This window comes from Thermoanaerobacter uzonensis DSM 18761 (assembly GCF_900129115.1).
GTDB lineage: Bacteria > Bacillota > Thermoanaerobacteria > Thermoanaerobacterales > Thermoanaerobacteraceae > Thermoanaerobacter > Thermoanaerobacter uzonensis.
This window is the reverse complement of record NZ_FQUR01000007.1, coordinates 150,012-171,993: the sequence shown is the minus strand read 5'-3', so window position 1 is coordinate 171,993 and position 21,982 is coordinate 150,012. Positions and strand designations below refer to the sequence as shown.

The 21,982-nt window shown below is 35.5% G+C and carries 18 protein-coding genes and 1 riboswitch; of the genes, 1 reads left to right on the top strand and 17 read right to left on the bottom strand.

The annotated features are described in order from the left end of the window. Nucleotides 1–123 precede the first annotated feature (123 nt). A complete protein-coding gene (locus tag BUB32_RS02550; protein ID WP_072967199.1) occupies nucleotides 124–837 on the bottom strand; it encodes an OmpA/MotB family protein in 714 nt (237 codons plus the stop codon). Then, nucleotides 818–1,639, bottom strand: a complete 822-nt coding sequence (locus tag BUB32_RS02545; protein WP_072967197.1) for a flagellar motor protein — start codon at nucleotides 1,637–1,639, stop codon at nucleotides 818–820. The genes BUB32_RS02550 and BUB32_RS02545 overlap by 20 nt, the downstream gene beginning before the upstream one ends. Before the next feature lie 125 nt (nucleotides 1,640–1,764). On the opposite strand from BUB32_RS02545, the gene BUB32_RS02540 reads away from it, so the two are divergent. Beyond that, entirely contained in the window at nucleotides 1,765–3,657 is a 1,893-nt protein-coding gene (locus BUB32_RS02540) for an ABC-F family ATP-binding cassette domain-containing protein (RefSeq protein WP_072967195.1), read from the top strand. A 9-nt stretch (nucleotides 3,658–3,666) separates the two neighbouring features. Here the strand turns inward: BUB32_RS02540 and BUB32_RS02535 are convergent, their stop codons facing one another. From BUB32_RS02535 to secA, 15 genes are all read right to left on the bottom strand, one after another. Next, nucleotides 3,667–4,617 (bottom strand): D-2-hydroxyacid dehydrogenase, encoded by a 951-nt coding sequence (locus tag BUB32_RS02535; protein WP_072967193.1) that lies wholly within the window; start codon nucleotides 4,615–4,617, stop codon nucleotides 3,667–3,669. A 173-nt stretch (nucleotides 4,618–4,790) separates the two neighbouring features. Beyond that, entirely contained in the window at nucleotides 4,791–5,813 is a 1,023-nt protein-coding gene (gene tsaD / locus BUB32_RS02530) for a tRNA (adenosine(37)-N6)-threonylcarbamoyltransferase complex transferase subunit TsaD (RefSeq protein WP_072967191.1), read from the bottom strand. Nucleotides 5,814–5,826: 13 nt separating this feature from the next. Next, complete coding sequence (gene rimI, locus BUB32_RS02525; protein WP_042834961.1) at nucleotides 5,827–6,273, bottom strand: ribosomal protein S18-alanine N-acetyltransferase; 447 nt, start codon at nucleotides 6,271–6,273, stop codon at nucleotides 5,827–5,829. Nucleotides 6,274–6,276: 3 nt separating this feature from the next. Next, complete coding sequence (gene tsaB / locus BUB32_RS02520; protein ID WP_072967189.1) at nucleotides 6,277–6,969, bottom strand: tRNA (adenosine(37)-N6)-threonylcarbamoyltransferase complex dimerization subunit type 1 TsaB; 693 nt, start codon at nucleotides 6,967–6,969, stop codon at nucleotides 6,277–6,279. Next, nucleotides 6,969–7,427, bottom strand: a complete 459-nt coding sequence (gene tsaE / locus BUB32_RS02515) for a tRNA (adenosine(37)-N6)-threonylcarbamoyltransferase complex ATPase subunit type 1 TsaE (protein ID WP_072967187.1) — start codon at nucleotides 7,425–7,427, stop codon at nucleotides 6,969–6,971. Before tsaE ends, tsaB begins: the two co-directional genes overlap by 1 nt. Nucleotides 7,428–7,519: 92 nt before the next feature. Next, nucleotides 7,520–8,104, bottom strand: coding sequence for an ECF transporter S component (locus BUB32_RS02510; protein WP_072967185.1), 585 nt, complete (start codon nucleotides 8,102–8,104; stop codon nucleotides 7,520–7,522). Nucleotides 8,105–8,196: 92 nt separating this feature from the next. Beyond that, nucleotides 8,197–8,315, bottom strand: a riboswitch (FMN riboswitch). Between the two features lie 84 nt (nucleotides 8,316–8,399). Beyond that, nucleotides 8,400–9,341, bottom strand: coding sequence for a carbamate kinase (gene arcC, locus BUB32_RS02505; RefSeq protein ID WP_072967183.1), 942 nt, complete (start codon nucleotides 9,339–9,341; stop codon nucleotides 8,400–8,402). A gap of 23 nt (nucleotides 9,342–9,364) precedes the next feature. Beyond that, nucleotides 9,365–10,306: an ornithine carbamoyltransferase gene (gene argF / locus BUB32_RS02500; RefSeq protein ID WP_072967181.1), complete on the bottom strand. Its 942-nt coding sequence runs from the start codon at nucleotides 10,304–10,306 to the stop codon at nucleotides 9,365–9,367. Nucleotides 10,307–10,373: 67 nt separating this feature from the next. After that, entirely contained in the window at nucleotides 10,374–11,600 is a 1,227-nt protein-coding gene (gene arcA / locus BUB32_RS02495) for an arginine deiminase (protein ID WP_072967179.1), read from the bottom strand. Nucleotides 11,601–12,228: 628 nt separating this feature from the next. Then, nucleotides 12,229–13,380: an amidohydrolase gene (locus BUB32_RS02490; protein WP_072967178.1), complete on the bottom strand. Its 1,152-nt coding sequence runs from the start codon at nucleotides 13,378–13,380 to the stop codon at nucleotides 12,229–12,231. Nucleotides 13,381–13,486: 106 nt separating this feature from the next. Further along, nucleotides 13,487–14,167 carry a TVP38/TMEM64 family protein gene (locus BUB32_RS02485; protein ID WP_072967176.1) on the bottom strand — a complete coding sequence of 227 codons (681 nt, stop codon included), beginning with the start codon at nucleotides 14,165–14,167 and terminating at the stop codon, nucleotides 13,487–13,489. Between the two features lie 452 nt (nucleotides 14,168–14,619). Next, entirely contained in the window at nucleotides 14,620–15,267 is a 648-nt protein-coding gene (locus tag BUB32_RS02475; protein ID WP_072967172.1) for a copper amine oxidase N-terminal domain-containing protein, read from the bottom strand. Nucleotides 15,268–15,360: 93 nt separating this feature from the next. Further along, a complete protein-coding gene (locus tag BUB32_RS02470; RefSeq protein WP_072967170.1) occupies nucleotides 15,361–17,499 on the bottom strand; it encodes a Tex family protein in 2,139 nt (712 codons plus the stop codon). 332 nt (nucleotides 17,500–17,831) lie between these two features. Next, a protein-coding gene (gene prfB / locus BUB32_RS02465) for a peptide chain release factor 2 (RefSeq protein WP_234949220.1) occupies nucleotides 17,832–18,939 on the bottom strand; the annotation gives its coding sequence in 2 pieces (ribosomal slippage) (nucleotides 17,832–18,869 and nucleotides 18,871–18,939; 1,107 coding nt in all). A 16-nt stretch (nucleotides 18,940–18,955) separates the two neighbouring features. Beyond that, nucleotides 18,956–21,649, bottom strand: coding sequence for a preprotein translocase subunit SecA (gene secA / locus BUB32_RS02460; protein WP_072967168.1), 2,694 nt, complete (start codon nucleotides 21,647–21,649; stop codon nucleotides 18,956–18,958). Nucleotides 21,650–21,982: the final 333 nt, after the last annotated feature.

Below are 21,982 nucleotides of genomic sequence, written 5' to 3'. Positions count from 1 at the left end.
CACCTCATTCTACTATGTAATTGAATTATATAATATTGTAAATTTTTTGTCAACGTAACAAAAACATAGTAGAATATGAGGAATTATAAAAAATTTCTGTAATAGCACTAAAATTTTTTAATTTTACTGGCTTTTAGGCTCCCATTTATTATATTCTGTATTCATAATGACAATGTCTACTCTTCTATTAAGTCTTCTATGTTCTTCTGAGTCATTTGGAACAACAGGCCTGTATTCCCCATATCCTACTGCTGAAATTCTCTGGGGTTCAATTCCCACCTCATTTACTAGTATTTTTACCACATTAGTCGCTCTTATAACAGACAGTTCCCAGTTTGAATCGAATTTACTGTTGTGGATAGGAAGGTTATCTGTAAAGCCTTCCACTCTAATGTGATTTGGAAGGTCTTTTAACATACTGCCTATTTTCATCAATACATCTTTTTCATTAGGATGTACATCAGCAGAGCCTAAATCAAATAGAAGAGTATCCTGTAAACTTATTACCAATCCTCTTTCATCAATATAACTTGTTACCATACCTTGAAGATTGTTCTCTTTTATGAAGGCATTTAGTTGTTGTTGGACCTTCCCAAGGTTGCTTTTATTTTCTAGATTCCCAGGTACTACACTCTTACCGGTATATTGTCCTATTACATAATCGGTCCTTGTAAAAGTTTTGCTTAAAGAACTGGCAATTTGAACAAATTTTGTAGCATTGATACTACTTATAGTATACATCACTATAAAAAATATTAAAAGTAAAGTAATCATATCAGAATAAGTAAGCAACCACCTCTCGTGGTTTGGTTTTGATTCATCTTCCAACCTCTTCATTCAACTCTACACTGCCTTTCTGAAGTGTATTTTTAGCCTTAGATTGAGTAATAAATGTCATTAACTTTCTCTCTAAAATCTTTGGATTTTCACCAGCTTGCAATGAAAGGCTACCTTCTAATATCAGCTCTCTTTCCGTCCTTTTAATATGAGCTCTATTTTTTAATTTTTGAGCAATGGGAAGCCACAACAAGTTTGCAGAACTGACACCATACAGTGTAGCTATAAATGCTACCGCTATAGCAGGACCTAATTTATCCGGTTCACTTAAACTACTCAACACGTGAACAAGTCCCATAACTGTTCCTATAATACCCATTGTGGGTGCATAGCCCCCCGCAGACTCAAAAATACCTGCTTCTTTTTTAGCTTCCATATCCTCCACGTATATCTTATTCTCCATAGTCGTTCTAATAAGTTCCATATCAGAACCATCTACAACTAATTCTAGGCATTCTTTTAAAATAGGATCAAATTTCTTTATCTCCTCAGACTCTATTTCGGATTCAAGACTTAAAAGACCTTCACTTCTGGCTTTTTGGGCCAAATAAGTAAAATACTTTATTATATCAAGATAATTATCCTTTTCATTTTTAAAAGCCCTTGCTAAAAGCTTCGGCACTTTTTTAATGTCATCCATGGAATAAGAAGTTATAGTAGCACCTATAGTACCTCCAAAAACTATTAAAGCAGCTGAAACACCTATTAAAGAAGCAACAGTACCTCCCTCTAATGTAAATGCATAAATCAAAGAGCCTACTCCAAGAACTATACCCACTATTGTTGCTATATCCAAGTCCATCACCTTCCATTTAGAAATACACTCATTAATTTTTATCGACACATATTAAAAAAAAGTTATAGTTTACTACACTTTTACAAAATAAATTTTTTTGATATATTTAATATGAACAGGAGGTTATATTTATGGCAATCATAACTGTAAGCAATGTGACAAAAAGTTACGGTATCGATATAATTCTACAAAATATTTCTTTTATAGTCAATGAAGGTGACAAAATAGGAGTAATTGGCGAAAATGGTGCTGGAAAGTCCACTCTTTTTAACCTTTTAGCCGGTTTTACCGAAGCTGACAGTGGAACAATTTCAATTTCTACAAATAAAATGGGATATCTACAGCAAAACACTGTAATTGCTTCTGAAAAAAGTATATATGAGGAAGTCAAAACAGCTTTTGGGGAAATATTCCAATTAGATAAACAAATTAAATCTCTAGAGGAAAAAATCTCAAAAACAAAAGATTCACATCTACTGGATAAACTTTTTTTAGAATATTCCTTTTTAACAGACAAATATATGGAATTAGATGGTTATTCTGTAGAAAGTAAAATAAGAGGTGTACTAAATGGATTAGGGTTTGATGTGTCGCAATTCGATACACCTGTATCAATCTTAAGTGGTGGTCAAAAAACCCGTCTTATGCTGGCAAAAACTTTACTTTTAAGTCCAGATGTCCTATTATTAGACGAACCCACCAATCACTTAGACATAAACTCAATAGAATGGTTAGAGCAATATTTAAAATTTTATAATGGTACAATTTTGATTATATCCCATGATAGGTATTTCTTAGATAAAATTGTAACTCGGATATTTGAGATAGAAAACACTAATCTATCAGTTTATGAAGGCAACTACACAGAATATTTAAAAAGAAAAAAATTAGTGATGGAAGCAAAGTTAAAAGCCTATGAAGAACAGCAAAAAGAAATAAAAAGGATAAAATCTATTATACAGATTCAAAAAAACCGTAGAACAGAAAAGTCAGTAAAGATGGCAGAAAGCAAGCAAAAACTTTTAGAAAAAATAGAAATAGCAAAAAAGCCAATGATAAATAACAGGTCTATCAACCTGCATTTTGATTTTGATTTGGAAAGCGGAAATGACGTGTTAGCAGTTAAAAATTTGTCCTTAAGTTTTGATAAGCAAATTTTTTCTAATGTATCTTTTGAAATAAAAAAAGGAGAAAAAATCGCCCTCTTAGGCCCAAACGGGATAGGTAAAAGCTCGCTTTTAAAAATATTAGTGGGGGAAATTGACAATTTTGAAGGAGAAATTAAATTTGGCACAAACGTAATAATAGGCTATTACGAGCAAGAATTTAAAAGTTTAAATGCTAAAAAAACAGTCATTGATGAAATATGGGATGAAAATCCATATCTTACTCAAACAGAAGTGAGGACACTATTAGCTTCTTTTCTTTTTAAAGAAGAAGATGTCTTTAAAACTATCTCTACACTAAGTGGTGGTGAAAAGGCAAGACTTTCATTGCTAAAGCTCATCCTTTCAAAAGCAAATTTTCTGCTTATGGATGAGCCAACTAACCATTTAGATTTAAAAGCAAAAGAAGTATTAGAAGAAGCTTTGTTAGATTACACTGGAACTTTATTATTTGTCTCCCATGACAGATATTTTATAGACAAAATTGCTACCAAAGTAATGATTTTGACACCTCAAGGAGTAGAAGTATACTTAGGTAATTACAGTTATTATATAGAAAAGAAAAACCAGCTTAATGAAAAGCAAGAAGAAACAATCAAAAAGACAAAAACCCAGATAAAAAACGAAAGGTATAAAGAAAGATTGGCTAAACTTAAGTTAAAGCAGCAAAAAGAATATCTAAAAAGCCTTGAAAATTCAATTTATCAAGCTGAAGAAAGAATAAAATATTTAGAAGAAAAAATGTGTGATGATAAAATTTATAAAACAGGAGAAATTGTAGAAATACAAAAAGAATACAACGCCCTTAAAAGCAAATTGGAAGAAATGTATGAAGAATGGGAAAATTTAAGCGGGTAAAAACCCGCTTTAGTATCCTTTATCTAAATTTACAATATTTCTCAAAGTTCTTCCTTCCTTATAAGCATCCAAATTTTCTTTCAATATTTCCATCGCTCTTTGCATATATAAAGGCGTAACCCCTGCCATGTGAGGAGTAATTATCACATTTTCCATATCCCAAAAAGGGCTGTCTTCTCTTAAAGGCTCTTCTTCAAAAACATCTAATGCAGCCCCTTTTATCACTTTATTATTAATGGCATTTAGCAAAGCTTTTTCATCCACTACTTTCCCTCTTCCAACATTTATAAAGTAACTGCTATTTTTCATCCTACTAAATACGGTTTCTCCTATCAAATGGTAAGTGTCTTTAGTCAAAGGAAGTATAGATATCACATAATCGGCAAACGACAATACATCACAGTCTTCAATAGAAGTAAACATTTTTTCAACATATAAAGAAGGCTTACCCGAGCTTCTTATACCGTAGACCTTCATACCAAATTCTTTTAAAAGTCTTGCAATTTCCTCCCCTATACTTCCTACTCCTATTATCAAAGCAGTCTTACCTGTAAGTTCTGAAACCCTAACAGACCTATCCCACACCTTTTTTATCTGATTTCTTAAAAAGGTATTTAAGCTTCTTTCAAACATAAGCATATAACCTATAACCTGTTGTGAAATTTGATATTTGTGTACGTCTCTAGAATTAGTAACTAATACCTTCATTTCTTTGAGTTTTTCAAAGGGAAGAGTATCTGCTCCCGCACTCAAAAGATGAATCCATTTAAGGTTTGAAGCCTTGTCCACAATATTGGGATAAAACGCAAAATCAAAGCTTATGATAATTTCTGTGTCTTTTACATACTTAGAAGCCTCTTCCTCATTTTGAACGTAAAGAACCTCATATTCCTCCATTCGTTCCTTAATTTCTTTTATGTAGGTTTCATTTAATTTTGTGAAAAGCAAAATATTCTTCATAATAAAACCCCCTAAGGTTTAATAAAAGTTTTATTTATTTTTAATAAACTTTCTTTCTATTTCATCCCAGTAAATACAATGAAATATATTTAAGCACAATATCCACAGAGTTATCCACAGACCCTAAAAGGCATGACATCGTAAACTTCGACATATTTCCACATATTTAACAATCAAAGTTTTTCCCCAATCTTTAAATAAGGAATAGCATTTAAATCCAGGCCAGAGGTTTTCCCTTTCATAAAGTCATAATAGGCAGCAGCAGCTATCATTGCGCCATTGTCTGTACAATAAATTTTATCAGGATAATGGATTCTTATTCCAATTTTTTTTGCTTCTTCTTCTAATTGCTCTCTCAAAAAACTATTAGAAGCCACTCCTCCTGCTATAGAAATTTTATCAATATTTTTCATCTTTGCCGCATCAATTAATTTTTTCACCAACACCTCCACCACATTTCTTTGAAAACTAGCCGCCACATCGTAAATATTCACCTCTTCTCCTTTTTGCTTTTGCCTGTTTAAATAGTTTAAAACTGCTGTTTTAAGCCCACTAAAACTAAAATCAAAATTTCCTTCCTCCATAAAAGATTTGGGAAACTCAATAGCTTCCATATTCCCCAGCTTTGCAGCCTTTTCAATAGCAGGTCCTCCAGGGTATCCCAAGCCCAAAGCTCTTGCTACTTTGTCAAAGGCTTCCCCTGCTGCATCGTCCATTGTCTGTCCAATTACTTCGTACTCTCCATAATTTTTTACAAAAACAATGTGGCTATGTCCCCCGGAAGCCACAAGACAAATAAAAGGAGGAGCAAAATCACCCCCTAAGTAATTTGCAGCTATGTGAGCTTCTATATGATTTACTCCTACAAAAGGCTTATTTTTTGCATAGGCTAAAGCTTTACCATATGACAAGCCAACTAAAAGAGCACCTACTAATCCTGGTCCATATGTAGCCGCAATTACATCTATTTCATCAAGACTTAGCTGGGCTTTTTCTAATGCTTCTGCCACTACGAAAGATATTACTTCAATATGCTTTCTTGAAGCTATTTCTGGCACTACCCCACCATATTTTTTGTGAATCTCTATTTGAGAATATATTACGTTCGACAATACTTCTTTGCCGTTTTTTACAACTCCGGCAGCTGTTTCATCGCAGGAAGATTCTATCCCTAAAATAATTATATCTTTCTCCATTATTTCACCACCATCACAAGTCGTATTTCCACATTATAATTGCATCCTCATTATTATCTTGATAATAGCCTTTTCTTCTACCTAATGGTCTAAAGCCATATTTTGCATACAAATGTTGCGCTGTTATATTTGATTCTCTCACCTCTAATGTCATGGCGGTTATTCCATTTTTCTTAGCAAGGTCAATTAAATCTTCCATAATTTTACTTCCAATTCCTTTAGACCTGTAGTCCGGATGAACTGCTATATTGGTTATATGCCCTTCATCTGCAACCACCCAAAATCCTCCATAACCCACAATTTTGTTGTCAACTTCCGCCACTATATACTTAGCACAGCTGTTCTTTGTAACTTCACTTATAAAAGCTTCTTTAGACCAAGGAGTGCTAAAGCTTAACTTTTCAATTTCTAAGACCTCTTCCACATCTTCTTTCCTCATAGGCCTTATAATAACATCCATTAATTAACTCCCCTCACCACTTAAACGAATTTCAGCAGCCGATTTCCTTATATACATCGGCTTGAAATCAAAGTAACTAACTACTTCACCTTTTTTTATCTTTTGAATAGCAATCTCTCCTATGGAAGCTGCTCTTGCCATGTTATCCTTATCCTTTGCAAATAAAGCTTTGTCTCTTATCATCTCTTGTAATTTATCTTTATAGGAATAAACCCCCTCTCCTACGAACAGCACTTTGTCAGAATAATTGCTTATCAACTTCGTAATTTCCTCTAGAGAATACACCCCAGCATCTATTAAAACCTCAAAATTGACACCTTTTATTAGCATTCCATAAACATTTTCATTTAAAGCATCTATAACAGGGCATATAAGTCCTTCAAATTCACTGACATTATATGCAAGAGCTAAAAGAGAAGATACTCCTACAATAGGGATGTTAAGAGCATGAGCCAGACCCTTTGCAGTGGCAGCACCGATTCTAAGCCCTGTAAAAGAGCCCGGACCTTCTGAAACAGCCACATGAGTTATTTGATTTATTGGTACTTCACATTTTTTAAGCAGTTCATCTATCATAGGCATTAAAATTACTGAATGCCTTAGATAATTTATAGAGTATTCTCCTATTATCCCCTTTTCATCTACTAATGCAACAGTAGCAGTTTTAGAAGAAGAATCTATTGCCAAAATTTTCATTATCCCATCTCCTTTAAAAGCTCCTCATATCGTCTCCCAAAATCTTTAAATAAAATAACTCTTTCATCTTCTTTTTCTCCTTTTTGAATTACTACTTCTAACCTTTCGTTCGGAAGTAAAGGTCCTAACCTTTCAGGCCATTCAATTGCACAAACTCCTTCGTCATAAAAATATTCCTCATAACCTATGTCATAAAGAGCCGTATAATCATCTAACCTATATAAATCAAAATGATAGAGGGGAATCCTTCCTCTATGTTCATTGACTAAAGTAAAAGTCGGGCTGGTAATTGGCTCATTTGTTTCTAACCCCTTTGCAATTCCTTTTGTAAAGACAGTTTTGCCACTTCCCAGCTCACCATATAAAAGAATTATATCTCCACTCCTTAACAGCCTTCCTAATTTTTCTCCTAAAGCAATGGTCTCATCTCTATTTTTGCAAATATAAGTCTTTTTCACTAAGTCTCACCCCACTTATTATAACTTTATTATATACTATCTTTTAACAAATTAAAAATAAAAATAATCCCCAGCATATGCTAGGGATCTAATTAATTCTTTAAAAAAGGTGAAAGCTTTTTGTATACCAGCAAGGTAATTACTGACAATACAATTCCTTTTAACACATTAAAAGGAAATATTCCGTATGATATAAGAGTTTTTACATTCACTATATTTTTATTCGCTGCTCTACTCATATTAATTATGGCATCCATAGGCCATCCCATAACTTTTTGGTACAAAGGCAGAAAAACATAATAATTCAAAAGTGAAGCAGTAAAAGCCATCACTACTGTAGCAATTGCCATAGAGATAAGGGCATTTTTTCGCGTCTTATTAAATTGATATATAATCCCTGCAATATAAACAAATATAGAACCTATAGCAAAGTTGGCAATTTCCCCAATACCACCCGACTGAGTTATAGTAGCATGGATTAAGTTTTTAATAAGCTCTACCATTACACCATATAAAGGTCCAATAGCAAAAGAAGCAATTAATGCAGGTACGTCACTAAAGTCAAGTTTTAAAAAGCCAGGAAATAATGGTACCTGAAATTCTAAATACATAAGTATAAAAGCTGTTGCAGAAAGAAAACCTACTTTTACTATGGCTTGTGTTTTAGTCTTTTCCACAATCCATCCCTCCAATTTTATTTACTAAAAAAATCCTGAAGATAAATCTTCAGGATTTTTTGTGATTTGTTTCACAAAAATAGGCACAAAAAGAAAATCTTCTCCCCTCCAGACTTTCACTGTCGGCTTTGGAATTTCACCAAATCGACCGCATGCGCGGCTCGCGGGCTATACCGCCGGTCGGGAATTTCACCCTGCCCCGAAGATTTACCTTCGTCTTATTCAATTTTAATTTTATTTTCTCATTTTTATATATCTTTGTCAATAGTTTTTGTGAAAAATTTTTAATTTATTTTCATAAGGTTATAACTGTGCCTGCTTTTCCCTCTAAAGCTTCTAATGCTTTGCCTAAAGAAGTAATTATAGCTCGCCTTCCTACTTTTGACTTTGCAAACCTCACTGCTGCTTTAACTTTTGGAAACATACTGCCTGGTGCAAAATGGCCTTCTTCCATGTATTTTATTGCCTCTTCCACTGTCATTTTGTCAAGAAACTTTTGATTTGGTTTGTTGTAATTTATTGCCACCTTTTCAACTGCTGTAAGAATCAATAAAACATCTGCATCAATGTCTTCCGCCAACTTTTCAGAAGCCAAATCTTTGTCTATTACGGCAGCTACTCCTTTTAAATTGCCATTTTCTTTAATAACAGGAATTCCTCCTCCCCCAACTGTTATTACTATTACCCCATTTTTTTCAAGTAACTTTATCGTATTAAGCTCTACTATTTCTTTGGGGTCAGGGGAGGGAACAACTCTTCTATACCCTCTTCCACTGTCTTCCACCATTTCATAACCTTTTTCTTTTATTAAAACTTCGGCCTCCTCTTTTGTATAAAAAGGTCCTATCGGTTTTGTGGGTTTCCCAAAAGCAGGATCATTTTTATCCACTACAACCTGTGTTATGATAGTTGCTACTTCTTTTCTGATATTTCTTTCCTTCAAAACTTCTCTTAATGCTTGTTGAACCATATATCCTATCATACCCTGACTCTCTGCCCCACACACATCAAAAGGCATTGCAGGGACAATCTTTGATGCAACTTCATTTTGAATGACTATATTCCCCACCTGCGGACCATTGCCATGAGTAATTACTACAGAATAACCTTTTTCAATTATGTCCGCCAGATATCCCGCTGTCCTCTTTACTACTTCCATCTGCGCCTCTGCAGTAGGAGGCGTATTTACGTCCTGCAGGGCGTTCCCTCCTAAAGCAATAACAACTTTTCCCTTCATAACGTCCTCCCCTGTAACCAATTTTAAAGAAGAGTAGCAATCATTACAGCTTTAATTGTATGTTTTCTATTTTCCGCTTGGTCCCACACTCTTGATTGTTTTCCTTCTATAACATCAAAAGTAACTTCTTGTCCTTTTACTGCAGGCAAGCAATGTAAAAATATAGTATCTTCTCTTCCTGTCTTTTTCATCATTTCCTCATTCACCTGGAAAGGTCTCAAAAGAGCTTCCCTCTCTGTAGCCTTTGCTTCTTCTCCCATTGACGCCCACACATCGGTGTAAATAGCATCTGCACCTTCAAGGCCCTCTCCTAGCACACTAGTAAGTTCAAAAGTTCCTCCATTTTCAGCTGCCATTTGCTTGATTTCATCTATGAACTCTTGTGAAGGCCACAATTCTTTTGGAGAATTAATCACATAATGCATCCCCATCTTAGCGCAGCCTACCGCTAGAGTATTTGCCATATTGTTCCTTCCGTCCCCTACAAATACAAGCTTTCTTCCTTTTAAACTCCCAAATTCTTCTTCTATTGTCATAAGGTCAGCCAAAACTTGAGTTGGATGATATTCGTCAGTTAAGCCATTGTACACAGGCACACCTGCATATTTTGCCAAAATTTCCACGGTTTCTTGTTTGAAGCCTCTAAACTCTATTGCATCAAACATCCTTCCCAAAACTCTTGCAGTATCCTCTATTGATTCTTTGGCTCCCAATTGAATATCATCTGTTGATAAAAATACTGGGTGCCCTCCTTCTTCACCAAAAGCAGTTTCAAAAGCGCATCTCGTTCTTGTGGACCTCTTTTCAAAAATGAGAGCAATAGTCTTACCTAAAAATCTTTGATGTACAACCCCTGCTTTTCTCTCTGCTTTTACTTGTTTAGCAATGTCTAAAATATATCGTATTTCCTGAGGGGTATAATCTTTTAAAGTTAATAAGCTCCTGCCCTTTAAATTAAATGCCATAGTCATCCTCCTTTTAGCAATTTTACTTAATTAATTTTATATTATCTTACCCCATTAGTCAAAAGGTTTATATATCTTCTCTCTTTAAAGGCATCGACATACATCTTGGACCACCGCGTCCCCTCACTAATTCAGAGCCTTCAATTTCAATAACTTTTATTCCATGATTTACTAAGGTGGTGTTGGTTATCTCATTTCTGTTATATGCCATTACAATTCCTGGAGCAATGGCCAAGGTATTTGTACTGTCATTCCACTGTTCTCTTGCTCCTGTTATCTCATCACCTCCTCCACTTTCAATTAAGCTGACTTTATCAAGGTCCAAGGAAGTCTCTAAAACTTTTGTAAAGTCTTCTTCTACCTTAACTTTAATTGATCCCTTTTCTCCCCTTGTAATCCTATAAACCTTTAATTTTTCCTTTATACCAGGATATATTAAAAATTTGTCCACATCCACCATAGTAAAAACTGTATCAAGGTGCATAAAAGTTCGCTTTTTGGGAATTTCTACAGCGATTATCTCTTGTAACTCTTCTCCTCTCTCTAAAAGAGTACGAGAAATTTCTTCAATTGCCTGTGGGGAGGTTCTTTCACTTATTCCAATAGCTATTACTTTCTTACTAAGAACTAACACGTCTCCCCCCTCAATAGGATACTCTGAACGATAATCATACCACAATAGATTCTCCTGTACTTTTAAAGTCTTAGAATGCTTAAAAACATACTTAAGTAACATGGCTTCTCTCTTTCGAGCAATTGTCTTCATACTGCTTACCATCACACCATTGCCAATGACTGCAGCAGGGTCTCTCATAAAATAGCAGTTTGGCAAAGGATTTATAAAAAATGGAGAGTCTTTATAGACATAATCCACTAAAGATTGAGGTTTCGCTTCAGATACTTCTTTTTTCAGAAGTCCTGCAATAGCGTAGTCCACTATTTCTTTGGGGGTTCTTTCCTTTAGAAAATTTGTAATTGTTTTCTTAACTTCTAAAGAAGTATTCATATATGAAACCAAATCATATATAAAAAACTCTTTTATTCCACTATCCTGTAAAACCTCTTCCAGTAAATCTTCTAAATAATAAACTGTCACTCCGTTTTCTTTTAAAGATTGCGCAAATTTGTCGTGCTCCTCCTGAATCCTTTTAAGCCAGGGAATATCATCAAAAAGAAGCTCACTTAAAAACTCAGGCGTCAACCTTTCTAACTCTTTACCAGGTCTATGAAGTAGGACAGACTTTAAATTTCCAATCTCAGAATAAACCTGCAAGCAATATGTGTTTTTCTCCAACTTTGTAACCTCCTCTGTCCTTTTTACTATACTACCTATCCATCAACTCAACTTTATACACCTATAGTATAAACCAATAAAATAACTTTTGCAATTTAACTCAGTAAATTAATGTAAACGTTTTGTATAAAAATAATTAAAAAAAATAGTTTGTTTGTAAAGTTTTAAATAATTATTCAAATATCTCAAGAAAAAGCCCAAAAAATTCCCTCAATAAAACATGGTATGAATAAAAATAAATTATAGAATATCAGACTGCATAAAAAATTTTTTAAAGTTATAAAAAATTACAGTTTGTTGACAAAGTTAAAAAATATTCAAAGGAGATATTTTGCATCGTCGCTCCGATGTTCCAAAGTGACAAAACTAAGCTCGACCTTCGGGCTCCGGCAGGGTACCGGGCACAATCGGCTTCCTTGCCTTAAGGTGCCCGCCTCCGCCATCCTTGGCTTCGGCCCTACCTCCACCCTCGGTCTTGCTAAGTTTTGTTGCCGCTTTGTCACAAGTCACTCCTTATGCAAAATATCTCCTTTACGAAAGTTTGTCTACAGTCTGAAATTTTTTAAAGTTATAAAAAATTGTGAGGCTATTTATTTAGACTTCTCTAAATAAATAGCCCCATGACAGTTTATGCTTTATGTACTAATTTCCCATTAATAAATACATATTTCGTTCTTGTCTTTACTTCCAGCGGATCTCCATCAAAGACTACAATATCAGCGTCTTTTCCTTTTTCAATGCTTCCCACCCTGTCGTCAACTCTTAAAATTTTCGCAGGATTTATCGTGATAGCCTTTAAAGCCTCCATTTCATCCATACCATCCTTTACAGCTAAAGCAGCACATAGAGGCAAGTAATTGAGAGGTATTACAGGGTGGTCTGTCATTATCGCAACTGTAAGTCCTGCTTTTGAAAGAATACCTGCTGTCTTAAAGCTTAAATTTACAAGCTCAATCTTTGATCTTTCAGACAATGAAGGTCCCACAATAACTTTAGCATTTTCTTTCACCAATTCATCAACAATTAAATGGCCATCAGTACAATGGTCAATGGTTATATCTACATTAAATTCTTTTGCAATTCTTAAAGCTGTAAAAATATCATCTGCTCTATGAGCATGAGCTTTCAGTGGAATTTCTCTCTTTAATACTTTTACCAATGCTTCAAGGCCTAAGTCCCTTTCAGGCTTTTTGTCTTCCTCTGCATGCTCCATCTTTTCCATGTACTCCTTAGCTTTTATAAGCTCTTGCCTTAAAAGAGCCGCAACCGCCATTCTAGTTGAAGGCATTTTATGCTGCTCATGGTAAACGGATTTGGGATTTTCACCAAAAGCAACTTTTATCGCTGCTGGTTCTTTTACTATCATATCATCTATTCTTTTACCATAAGTTTTTATAACCGCAAACTGTCCTCCTATAACATTAGCACTGCCAGGACCTGTCGCAACAGTCGTAACCCCTGCTTGATAAGCCTCCTCAAAATACTTATCCATTGGATTTATTCCATCAATCGCTCTAAGTTGGGGAGTTATAGGGTCTGTCGCTTCGTTTCCATCTGCTCCTTCAAACCCCATAGCATTTTCCCACATTCCAAGATGACAATGAGCATCAATTAAACCCGGCATAACTGTAAAGCCTTCTACGTGAATCACCTCTGCATCCAAAGGAGCAATCAAATCCTCTCCAACATCAACAATTTTCCCATCGTCGATGAGCACGTCTCCTTTTTCATAAATTTTGCCGGCCATTGTAAAAACTTTTCCACCTTTTAATAAATACATGTAATTCCCCCCTAAGTCCATCATATATTAAAATTATAACATAAGGAAACGATTTTATGAAATCATTATATTTACAGAACAAATCCAGCTAAAATTTTTTGTCCAGCTAAAGTTTTTTTAACTTTTCCATTATGAAATCTTTTTTATAAACTCCTATTAAAAACAATAATACTGCGATAATTGCAACGACTCCTGCCATAAAGTAATTTTTATTTCCCAAATTCGCCCCTATGTATGCTGAAAAAAATACTCCTGGAAGTCTCGCAAAAAGAGTGATTATAAAAAAGTTATAAAACTTAACTGGTGTTATACCTGCAATGTATGAGAGAGCATCTTTTGGCATTCCTGGAATAAAAAATAGCAAAAAGAGGATAACTTCCCCTTTAGGATTATTTATAATATAATCGAATTTTTCCAAATTTTCCTCTGAAACAATACTTCTCACAAAATTATAACCTAAAACTCTCGCTATCAAAAAGCAAATAAGAGAACCTATAGTAATACCTATGACGGAATATAAAGTACCTAAAAAAGTCCCAAAAAGGTATCCCCCCGCAATTTGCACTACTTCTCCAGGTATGACAAATACGACCACTTGAAGTATTTGAACTCCTATAAATACAATAATTCCAAGCTTCCCAAAGCTGTGTATCCACTGTCTAAATTTATCGGGGCTGTTAATTAGTATAGTTAAATTCTTCCCAAAAGTCACCATAGCCACTATTAATGCAATGACAAAAATGACGATTAAAATTAAATTTACTATGTTAGTTTTGTTAATTTTCATCCACCCACACCTCAGCAAATTTATTAAACTATATTTTATTATATATTGAGGTGCATGCACTATCAAGCTGTAAAACATTAGAATCTCATTAAGAATCTAACTTTATATGCAAAAAACCGGCCTTTTATTGCCGTTTCAGTTTGTTGACAAAGTTAAAAAATATTCAAAGGAGATATTTTGCATCGTCGCTCCGATGTTCCAAAGCGACAAAACTAACGCTCGACCTTCGGGCTCCGGCAGGGTACCGGGCACAATCGGCCTCCATGCCTTAAGGTGCCCGCCTCCGCCATCCTTGGCTTCGGCCCTGCCTCTGCCCTTGGTCTTGCTAAGTTTTGTTACCGCTTTGTCACAAGTCACACCAATTGCAAAATATCTCCTTTACGAAAGTTTGTCTACAGTCTGAACCGGCCTTTTACTGCCGGTTTTGCAACATCCAATTGCCTATGTATTTTTTAATCATTTCCCTCTACTTCTCCATCGGTGCCGTATACACTGTTTGTGACTGTCTCATTTGTATTTCCGTACACATCCTGAGATACTGTTGTTTCGTCAGAATTATTTTCTATTTCCGCTTGATCATTTTCTTCAATTTCTATATCTCCTGTTTTTTCATCATAATTTATTTTTTCGCCTAAAATCTCTGATATAAATCTAATCGGCACAAATGTCCTATCGCTTATCTCCATCGCTGGAACGTCTAAAGAAACTTCTTTACCATTTACTAAAACTTTTGATTCACCTAAAATAAACTGAATTGTTATATCACCTTTTGTAATTGTAATAGTATTTGTTGCCTGGTCCCACTCCACTTTTGCACCTAACCCATTCATTACAGCTCTAACAGGAATTAACGTCCTTCCTTCCTTTATAACTGGTGGCACATCAAATTTAATTTCTTTTCCATTAACAGATACTTTTGCTTTAAATTCATCGAATTTTACTTTAGGTTCAAATCTCGCCTGTGTTTGGACTTCTAACTGATTTTTAGTTTCTGTTTTAATTTTTAGCTCATGTTTCGCCTTCTCTGGCTTCGCATAGACTGTTAAAGCAGAAGAAAAAACGAGTAACCCCATAAGCACAAGAGCTAATATTTTCTTCATGCTCTCTTCCTCCTTTGTTTGATTTACCTTATTTTCACTATATAATTTCGGAGGAAGAAATAAATTTTTAGGGGGTACCAATTAAAAATTTTTTTATTTCATTGAAAGAGAAATTCTATTTCTCTCAACGTCAACACTTAAAACTCTCACTTTTACAATGTCTCCCACTGAAACCACATCAAGAGGATGTTTTATGTAGTTTTGAGACATTTCAGAAATGTGGACAAGCCCATCAGTATGAACCCCTATATCTACAAAGCAGCCAAAATCAGTGACATTTCTAACTGTTCCCATAAGCTCCATGCCCGGTTTTAGCTCATTTATAGTCATTACATCAGACCTCAAAATTGGCTTAGGCAAATCCTCTCTGGGATCTCTTCCAGGTTTTTTAAGTTCTGAAACTATATCATAAAGAGTAGGAAGTCCTATATCGTATTCCTCTGAAATCTTCTTTAATCCGTATTCTTCTAAAGAATTAGCAAAATCTTTTAACTTTTTTCTATCTAATTTTTCTTTTTTATATCCAAATTTTTTCAAAAGATTTTCTAAGGTTTCGTAACGCTCTGGGTGAACTGCTGTTGAGTCAAAGATATTGTCTCCATCCAAAATCCTTAGAAAACCGGCACATTGTGTAAAAGTGGCTTCTCCTAACCTTTTTACATTTTTAAGCTGCTCCCTATTTGTAAATTTTCCTATTTGATTTCTATATTCCACAATATTCTTGGCAATAGTAGCATTTATCCCTGAAACGTATTTTAATAAAGAAACTGATGCAGTGTTTAAATCAACCCCTACGCTGTTTACACAATCTTCTACCACACCGTTTAAAGCATCTCCCAATTTTTTCTGGTCTACATCGTGTTGATATTGTCCTACCCCGATGGACTTTGGATCAATTTTTACAAGCTCTGCCAATGGGTCTTGAAGCCTTCGCGCCAGTGAGATAGCCCCTCTTAAACTTACGTTTATATCAGGAAATTCCTCTGTACCTATTTGAGAAGCAGAATAGACTGATGCACCTGCTTCATTCACTATCACATACTTTACCTCTCTTGAAAGTTCCTTTATAAGTTCTGCTATAAACATTTCACTCTCTCTTGAAGCAGTTCCATTTCCCAAAGCAATTAAAGTGACATTGTATTTTTCTATTAATTCTTTTAAAACCTTTTTAGAATTTTCAATATCATTTTGAGGAGGAGTAGGATATACTGTAGCAGTATCCAAGAGTTTTCCGGTTTCGTCTACAACAGCAATTTTACATCCTGTCCTATAGGCTGGGTCAAATCCCATAACAACGTGTCCTTTTATTGGCGGCTGGAGTAAAAGACTTTTTAGATTTTCTTTAAAAACTATTATTGCCTTTTCTTCTGCTTTTTCCGTAAGAGTATTCCTTATTTCCCTCTCCATTGAAGGTGCAATAAGCCTTTTATAGGAATCTTCAATTGCCTTCTTATAATACTCTGCAAATATTGAAGCTTTATTTACTTTTGATTCTATAAGCCTATTTATTATCCTTTCACTATCTATCTCAATTTTTACAGATATGTATTTTTCCCTTTCTGCCCTATTTATCGCCAGTATTCTATGAGGCGGTATTGTCTTTACAGCTTCTTTATAGTCATAATACATCTCATAAGGAGACCTCTCCTCTTTTAATGCCTGTGTCACTATAATTCCGTTATTCCACGTAAAACTTCTTATGTATTTTCTTATATCAGCGTCATCAGATATATCCTCTGCAATTATATCCATTGCTCCTTGGTATGCTTCTTCAATTGTTGGAACATTTTCATTAAGATAAGGCTTTGCGTATTCCTCTACATCCCCATCTGTTACCTCATTTGAAGAAATAACCTTTGCAAGAGGTTCCAAGCCTTTTTCTTTCGCAATGGTCGCCCTTGTCCTTCTTTTTGGCCTAAAAGGCCTGTATATGTCTTCCACCTCTTGTAAAGTTGTAGCATTTTCTATATTTGCTTTTATCTCCTCTGTCAGTTTTCCCTGTTCATCAATTAACCTTATAGTATCCTGTTTCTTCTCTTCAAGGTTTCTCAAATATGTAAGTCGGTCATAAAAATTTCTTAAAACCTCATCTGACAAACTTCCTGTTGCTTCTTTCCTGTACCTTGCAATAAAAGGAATTGTATTTCCTTCATCAATAAGCTTTATTGTATTTTCCACTTGAAAGTCTTTAAGATTAAATTCTTTTTTTAACGTTTCTTTTACTCTATCCATAACTTACCCCTTTCTCACATAAATTTAAAGGGATACCTTTTTAAGATATCCCTTGCAGACTGTAGACAAACTTCCGGAAATAGGATATTTTGCATAAGGAACGACTTGTGACAAAGCGGCAACAAAACTTAGCAAGACCGAGGGTGAAGGCAGGGCCGTAGCCACGGATGGCGGAGGCGGGCACTAAGACAAGGAGGTCGGATGTGCCCGGTACCCTGCCGGAACTCGAAGGTCGAGTTTAGTTTTGTCGCTTTGGAACATCGGAGTGACGATGCAAAATATCCTATTTTAAAAATTTTCAACTTTGTCAACAAGCTGAAAGGGATACCTTTTTAAGATATCCCTTGTGATTTTTGCTTTAGATAAGCGTTTATAAATCCGTCTATTTCTCCATCCATTACTGCCTGAACATTTCCCACTTCATAATTTGTCCTATGGTCTTTAACAAGGGTATAAGGTTGGAAGACATAAGACCTTATTTGGTTGCCCCATGCCGCCTCTCTGTGCTCTCCTTTTAAGTCTTCGATTTTTTCTTTCTTCTCTTTCATCATGAGGTCCAAAAGTTTAGCTTTAAGCATTTTCATGGCAGTTTCTCTGTTTTGAATCTGAGACCTTTCACTTTGACATGAAACCACTATGCCTGTTGGAAGGTGAGTAATCCTTACAGCAGACTCCGTCTTATTTACATACTGTCCTCCCGCACCCGAAGCCCTATAAGTGTCAATTTTTAAATCCTCAGGCCTTATCTCCACTTCAATATCATTTTCTAATTCAGGAAGTACTTCCACAAGGGCAAATGAAGTATGCCTTCTACCGGCCGCATCAAAAGGAGATATCCTCACAAGACGGTGAACACCTGCCTCTGATTTAAGATACCCATAGGCAAAAGGCCCTTTTATCATTAGAGTAACACTTTTAATACCCGCTTCTTCCCCTTGCAGATAATCAAGAGTTTCCACCTCGAAACCTTTGTCATTAGCCCATCTTGTATACATGCGAAGTAACATTTCAGCCCAATCTTGAGCCTCTGTACCACCTGAACCTGCATGAATAGAAAGTATGGCATTGTTTTTATCATAGGGGCCATTTAATAGTGTTTTTATCTTTAAGTCTTCTAACTTTTTCTTTAGCTCTTTGTACTCTTTGTCTACTTCATCAGTTATCGACTCATCCTCTTCTTCTAATCCCAATTCAATAAGTGTATTTAAGTCTTCCCATCTTGACACAAGAAAATTGTACTCTTCTAAAAGTTCTTTTAAGGCTTTTTGTTTTTTAGCTAATTCCTGTGACTTTTTTATATCGCTCCAAAAAGCAGGATCAGACATCTTTTTGTCTATTTCTTCTATTTCTCTTTTGACACCTTCTATGTCAAAGAGAAACCCCCATTTCTTTTATTTCTTCAATCATGTTTGAAACTTCTGCTTTGTAGTCTTGCAACAAACCGCATCTCTCCTTTTTAGTATTTTATATTGGCACCACAACATTTTTTATACTTTTTACCACTGCCACAAGGACAGGGGTCATTTCTGCCCACTTTTTTGCCCTTAACAACAGGCTGTTTCTTTTCTTCTGCATCTACATTTGTAGAAACAGGCTTTGCTACTTGTTCTCTTTGAATCATATTGTCTTTATTGATTTGAATGTGATATAAAAATTTAACAGTATCTTCTTGTATGCTTTGTATCAAATCTTCAAACATGTCAAAAGCTATTTTTTTGTACTCAATAAGAGGGTCTACCTGTCCATAAGCTCTTAAGCCTATTCCTTGCCGCAATTGGTCCATTTCGTCTATGTGGTCCATCCACTTAGTATCCACGACTCTTAAAAGAACTATTCTTTCGATTTCCCTCATTTGCTCTGGACCAATTTCCGCTTCTTTTTTCTCATATTGCCTTACAGCCTCTTCATATATTATGTCAGTCAAGACATCTTTGTCAAGTCTGTCTATATCAACATCAATAACTACGCTGTCTTTTTCAAGGAACATGTCATAAAGATGGTCTAAAAGCCCTTTTATATCCCATTCCTCAGGATACTTACTTCCTGCAGTATAAACTTCTACATTTCTCTCTATTATGCTTTTTACCATGTCAAAAATAGATTCTTTTAAGTTTTCACCCTCAAGTACCTTTCTTCTTTGGGCATATATTATCTCTCTTTGTTTGTTCATTACATCGTCATACTGCAAAACGTGCTTTCTAGTGTCAAAGTTTATACCCTCTACCTTTTTCTGAGCTTGCTCAATTTGTTTTGTCAAAATCTTATGCTCTATAGGCTGGTCATCATCAATTCCCAGACTGTCCATCATGTTCTTTACTCTTTCTGAGCCAAAAAGTCTCATAAGGTCGTCTTCTAAAGATATATAAAATCTCGTTTCTCCAGGGTCTCCTTGACGTCCTGCACGTCCTCTCAACTGATTGTCTATTCTCCTAGCTTCGTGCCTTTCAGTACCTATAATGTAAAGCCCACCCAGCTTTACAACCTCATCGTGTTCTTTTTCAGTCTCTTTTTTCGCCTCTTCAAGAAGCTCAAAATATCTCTCGCGGGCTTTTCTAACTTCCTCGCCTGAAATAGGTCCATATCCTGCAGCTTCGTTAATAATTTCTTTTGAGTAGCCCTCCTCAAGCATCTTTTTCTTAGCTATAAACTCAGGATTACCTCCCAACAGTATATCAGTACCACGACCTGCCATGTTTGTAGCAATTGTAACTGCTCCCTTTCTTCCTGCCTGTGCTATTATCTCTGCTTCTTTTTCATGGTACTTTGCATTTAATACTTGATGAGGTATCCCTCTCTTTTTTAACATGGCGCTTAATTTTTCAGATTTTTCAATAGAAATTGTACCAACTAAAACAGGCTGCCCTTTCTTGTGATGCTCCACAATATCCTCAACAACGGCTCTAAACTTAGCCTCTTCAGTTTTGTATATCACATCAGGGTGGTCTATCCTTATCATCGGTTTGTTAGTAGGTATCACTACGACATCTAACCCATAAATTGCCCTAAATTCTTGCTCTTCTGTTTGAGCTGTACCTGTCATACCCGCTAATTTTTTATACATTCTAAAGTAATTCTGGAATGTTATGGTGGCTAAAGTTTTGCTTTCTCTTTCTACCTTAACCCCTTCCTTTGCCTCGATAGCCTGATGGAGACCTTCACTGTACCTTCTCCCAAACATAAGCCTTCCCGTAAATTCGTCCACTATGATGACTTGACCATCTTTTACCACATAGTCTATATCTCTTTTCATTATGGCATGAGCTTTCAATGCCTGGTTAATGTGATGAGAAATTTCCATGTTTTCAATATCAGCAAGGTTTTTAACGCCAAAAAATTTTTCTGCCTTAACTACACCTTTTTCAGTCAAACTTACTGCCTTTGCTTTTTCATCAACTACATAATCTTCATCTTTTCTCAAAGTCCTCACAAATCTGTCGGCTAACTTATACATGTCTGTGGATTTTTCGCCTACACCTGATATGATAAGAGGAGTCCTTGCCTCGTCTATCAGTATGCTATCTACCTCGTCTACTATAGCATAATTAAGTTCTCTTTGCACCATGTCTTCTTTGTATATAACCATGTTGTCTCTTAAGTAATCAAAACCGAATTCATTGTTGGTCCCATAAGTTATATCTGCGGCATAGGCTTTTTTTCTTTCTTCTGGGTCCATATCATGGAGTATCACTCCAACACTTAAACCTAAAAACTCGTATATTTTGCCCATCCAATCGCGATCTCTTTTTGCCAAGTAATCATTGACAGTTACAATGTGAACCCCTTTACCTTCTAAAGCATTAAGATATGCAGGTAATGTCGCGACAAGGGTTTTACCTTCACCAGTTTTCATTTCAGCAATGCGTCCTTGGTGAAGGACAATGCCGCCTATCACCTGCACTCTAAAATGTTTCATTTTAAGAGTTCTCCAGGCTGCCTCTCTTACCACCGCAAAAGCCTCAGGAAGTATATCATCAAGAGTTTCACCATTTTTCAATCTATTTTTAAATTCATCTGTTTTTGCCCTAAGCTCTGCATCCGTAAGTTTTGCCATTTGATCTTCATATGACAAAACTTTATCGGCAATAGGTTCCAATCTTTTTACTTCTCTTTCACTGTAGCTGCCAAATATTTTTTCAACTAAGCCTAACATTTTATCACCTTCTAAGGTATTGTTAATCAACTATATATTATATCACTATGAAATCTCAATGACAATAAAAAACAGTCTTTTTAAAGAATATTTTACACTCCCTTCATACAATTTTCACAAAAAAGAACGTCTCAAAATGATGCATTCTCTGTCTTAGACAAAGTTTCATTTTTATTGGCATTTTGCATCGTTCGCTCCAGGTGACATCACAGACTAAACTAAAACTCGACCTCTGACTCAGGCGGGGTTCCGGGCACATTCGACATCCCTGTCTCAGGTGCCCGCCTCCGCCCTCCTTGGCTTCGGCCCCGCCTTCGTCTGTCGGTCTCGCTA

Coding starts and splice junctions, on each gene's coding strand:
- BUB32_RS02550 (WP_072967199.1), bottom strand. CDS start 837: ATGAAGAGGTTGGAAGATGAATCAAAACCAAACCACGAGAGGTGGTTG.
- BUB32_RS02545 (WP_072967197.1), bottom strand. CDS start 1,639: ATGGACTTGGATATAGCAACAATAGTGGGTATAGTTCTTGGAGTAGGC.
- BUB32_RS02540 (WP_072967195.1), top strand. CDS start 1,765: ATGGCAATCATAACTGTAAGCAATGTGACAAAAAGTTACGGTATCGAT.
- BUB32_RS02535 (WP_072967193.1), bottom strand. CDS start 4,617: ATGAAGAATATTTTGCTTTTCACAAAATTAAATGAAACCTACATAAAA.
- tsaD (WP_072967191.1), bottom strand. CDS start 5,813: ATGGAGAAAGATATAATTATTTTAGGGATAGAATCTTCCTGCGATGAA.
- rimI (WP_042834961.1), bottom strand. CDS start 6,273: ATGGATGTTATTATAAGGCCTATGAGGAAAGAAGATGTGGAAGAGGTC.
- tsaB (WP_072967189.1), bottom strand. CDS start 6,969: ATGAAAATTTTGGCAATAGATTCTTCTTCTAAAACTGCTACTGTTGCA.
- arcC (WP_072967183.1), bottom strand. CDS start 9,341: ATGAAGGGAAAAGTTGTTATTGCTTTAGGAGGGAACGCCCTGCAGGAC.
- argF (WP_072967181.1), bottom strand. CDS start 10,306: ATGGCATTTAATTTAAAGGGCAGGAGCTTATTAACTTTAAAAGATTAT.
- BUB32_RS02490 (WP_072967178.1), bottom strand. CDS start 13,380: ATGTATTTATTAAAAGGTGGAAAAGTTTTTACAATGGCCGGCAAAATT.
- BUB32_RS02485 (WP_072967176.1), bottom strand. CDS start 14,167: ATGAAAATTAACAAAACTAACATAGTAAATTTAATTTTAATCGTCATT.
- BUB32_RS02475 (WP_072967172.1), bottom strand. CDS start 15,267: ATGAAGAAAATATTAGCTCTTGTGCTTATGGGGTTACTCGTTTTTTCT.
- BUB32_RS02470 (WP_072967170.1), bottom strand. CDS start 17,499: ATGGATAGAGTAAAAGAAACGTTAAAAAAAGAATTTAATCTTAAAGAC.
- secA (WP_072967168.1), bottom strand. CDS start 21,649: ATGTTAGGCTTAGTTGAAAAAATATTTGGCAGCTACAGTGAAAGAGAA.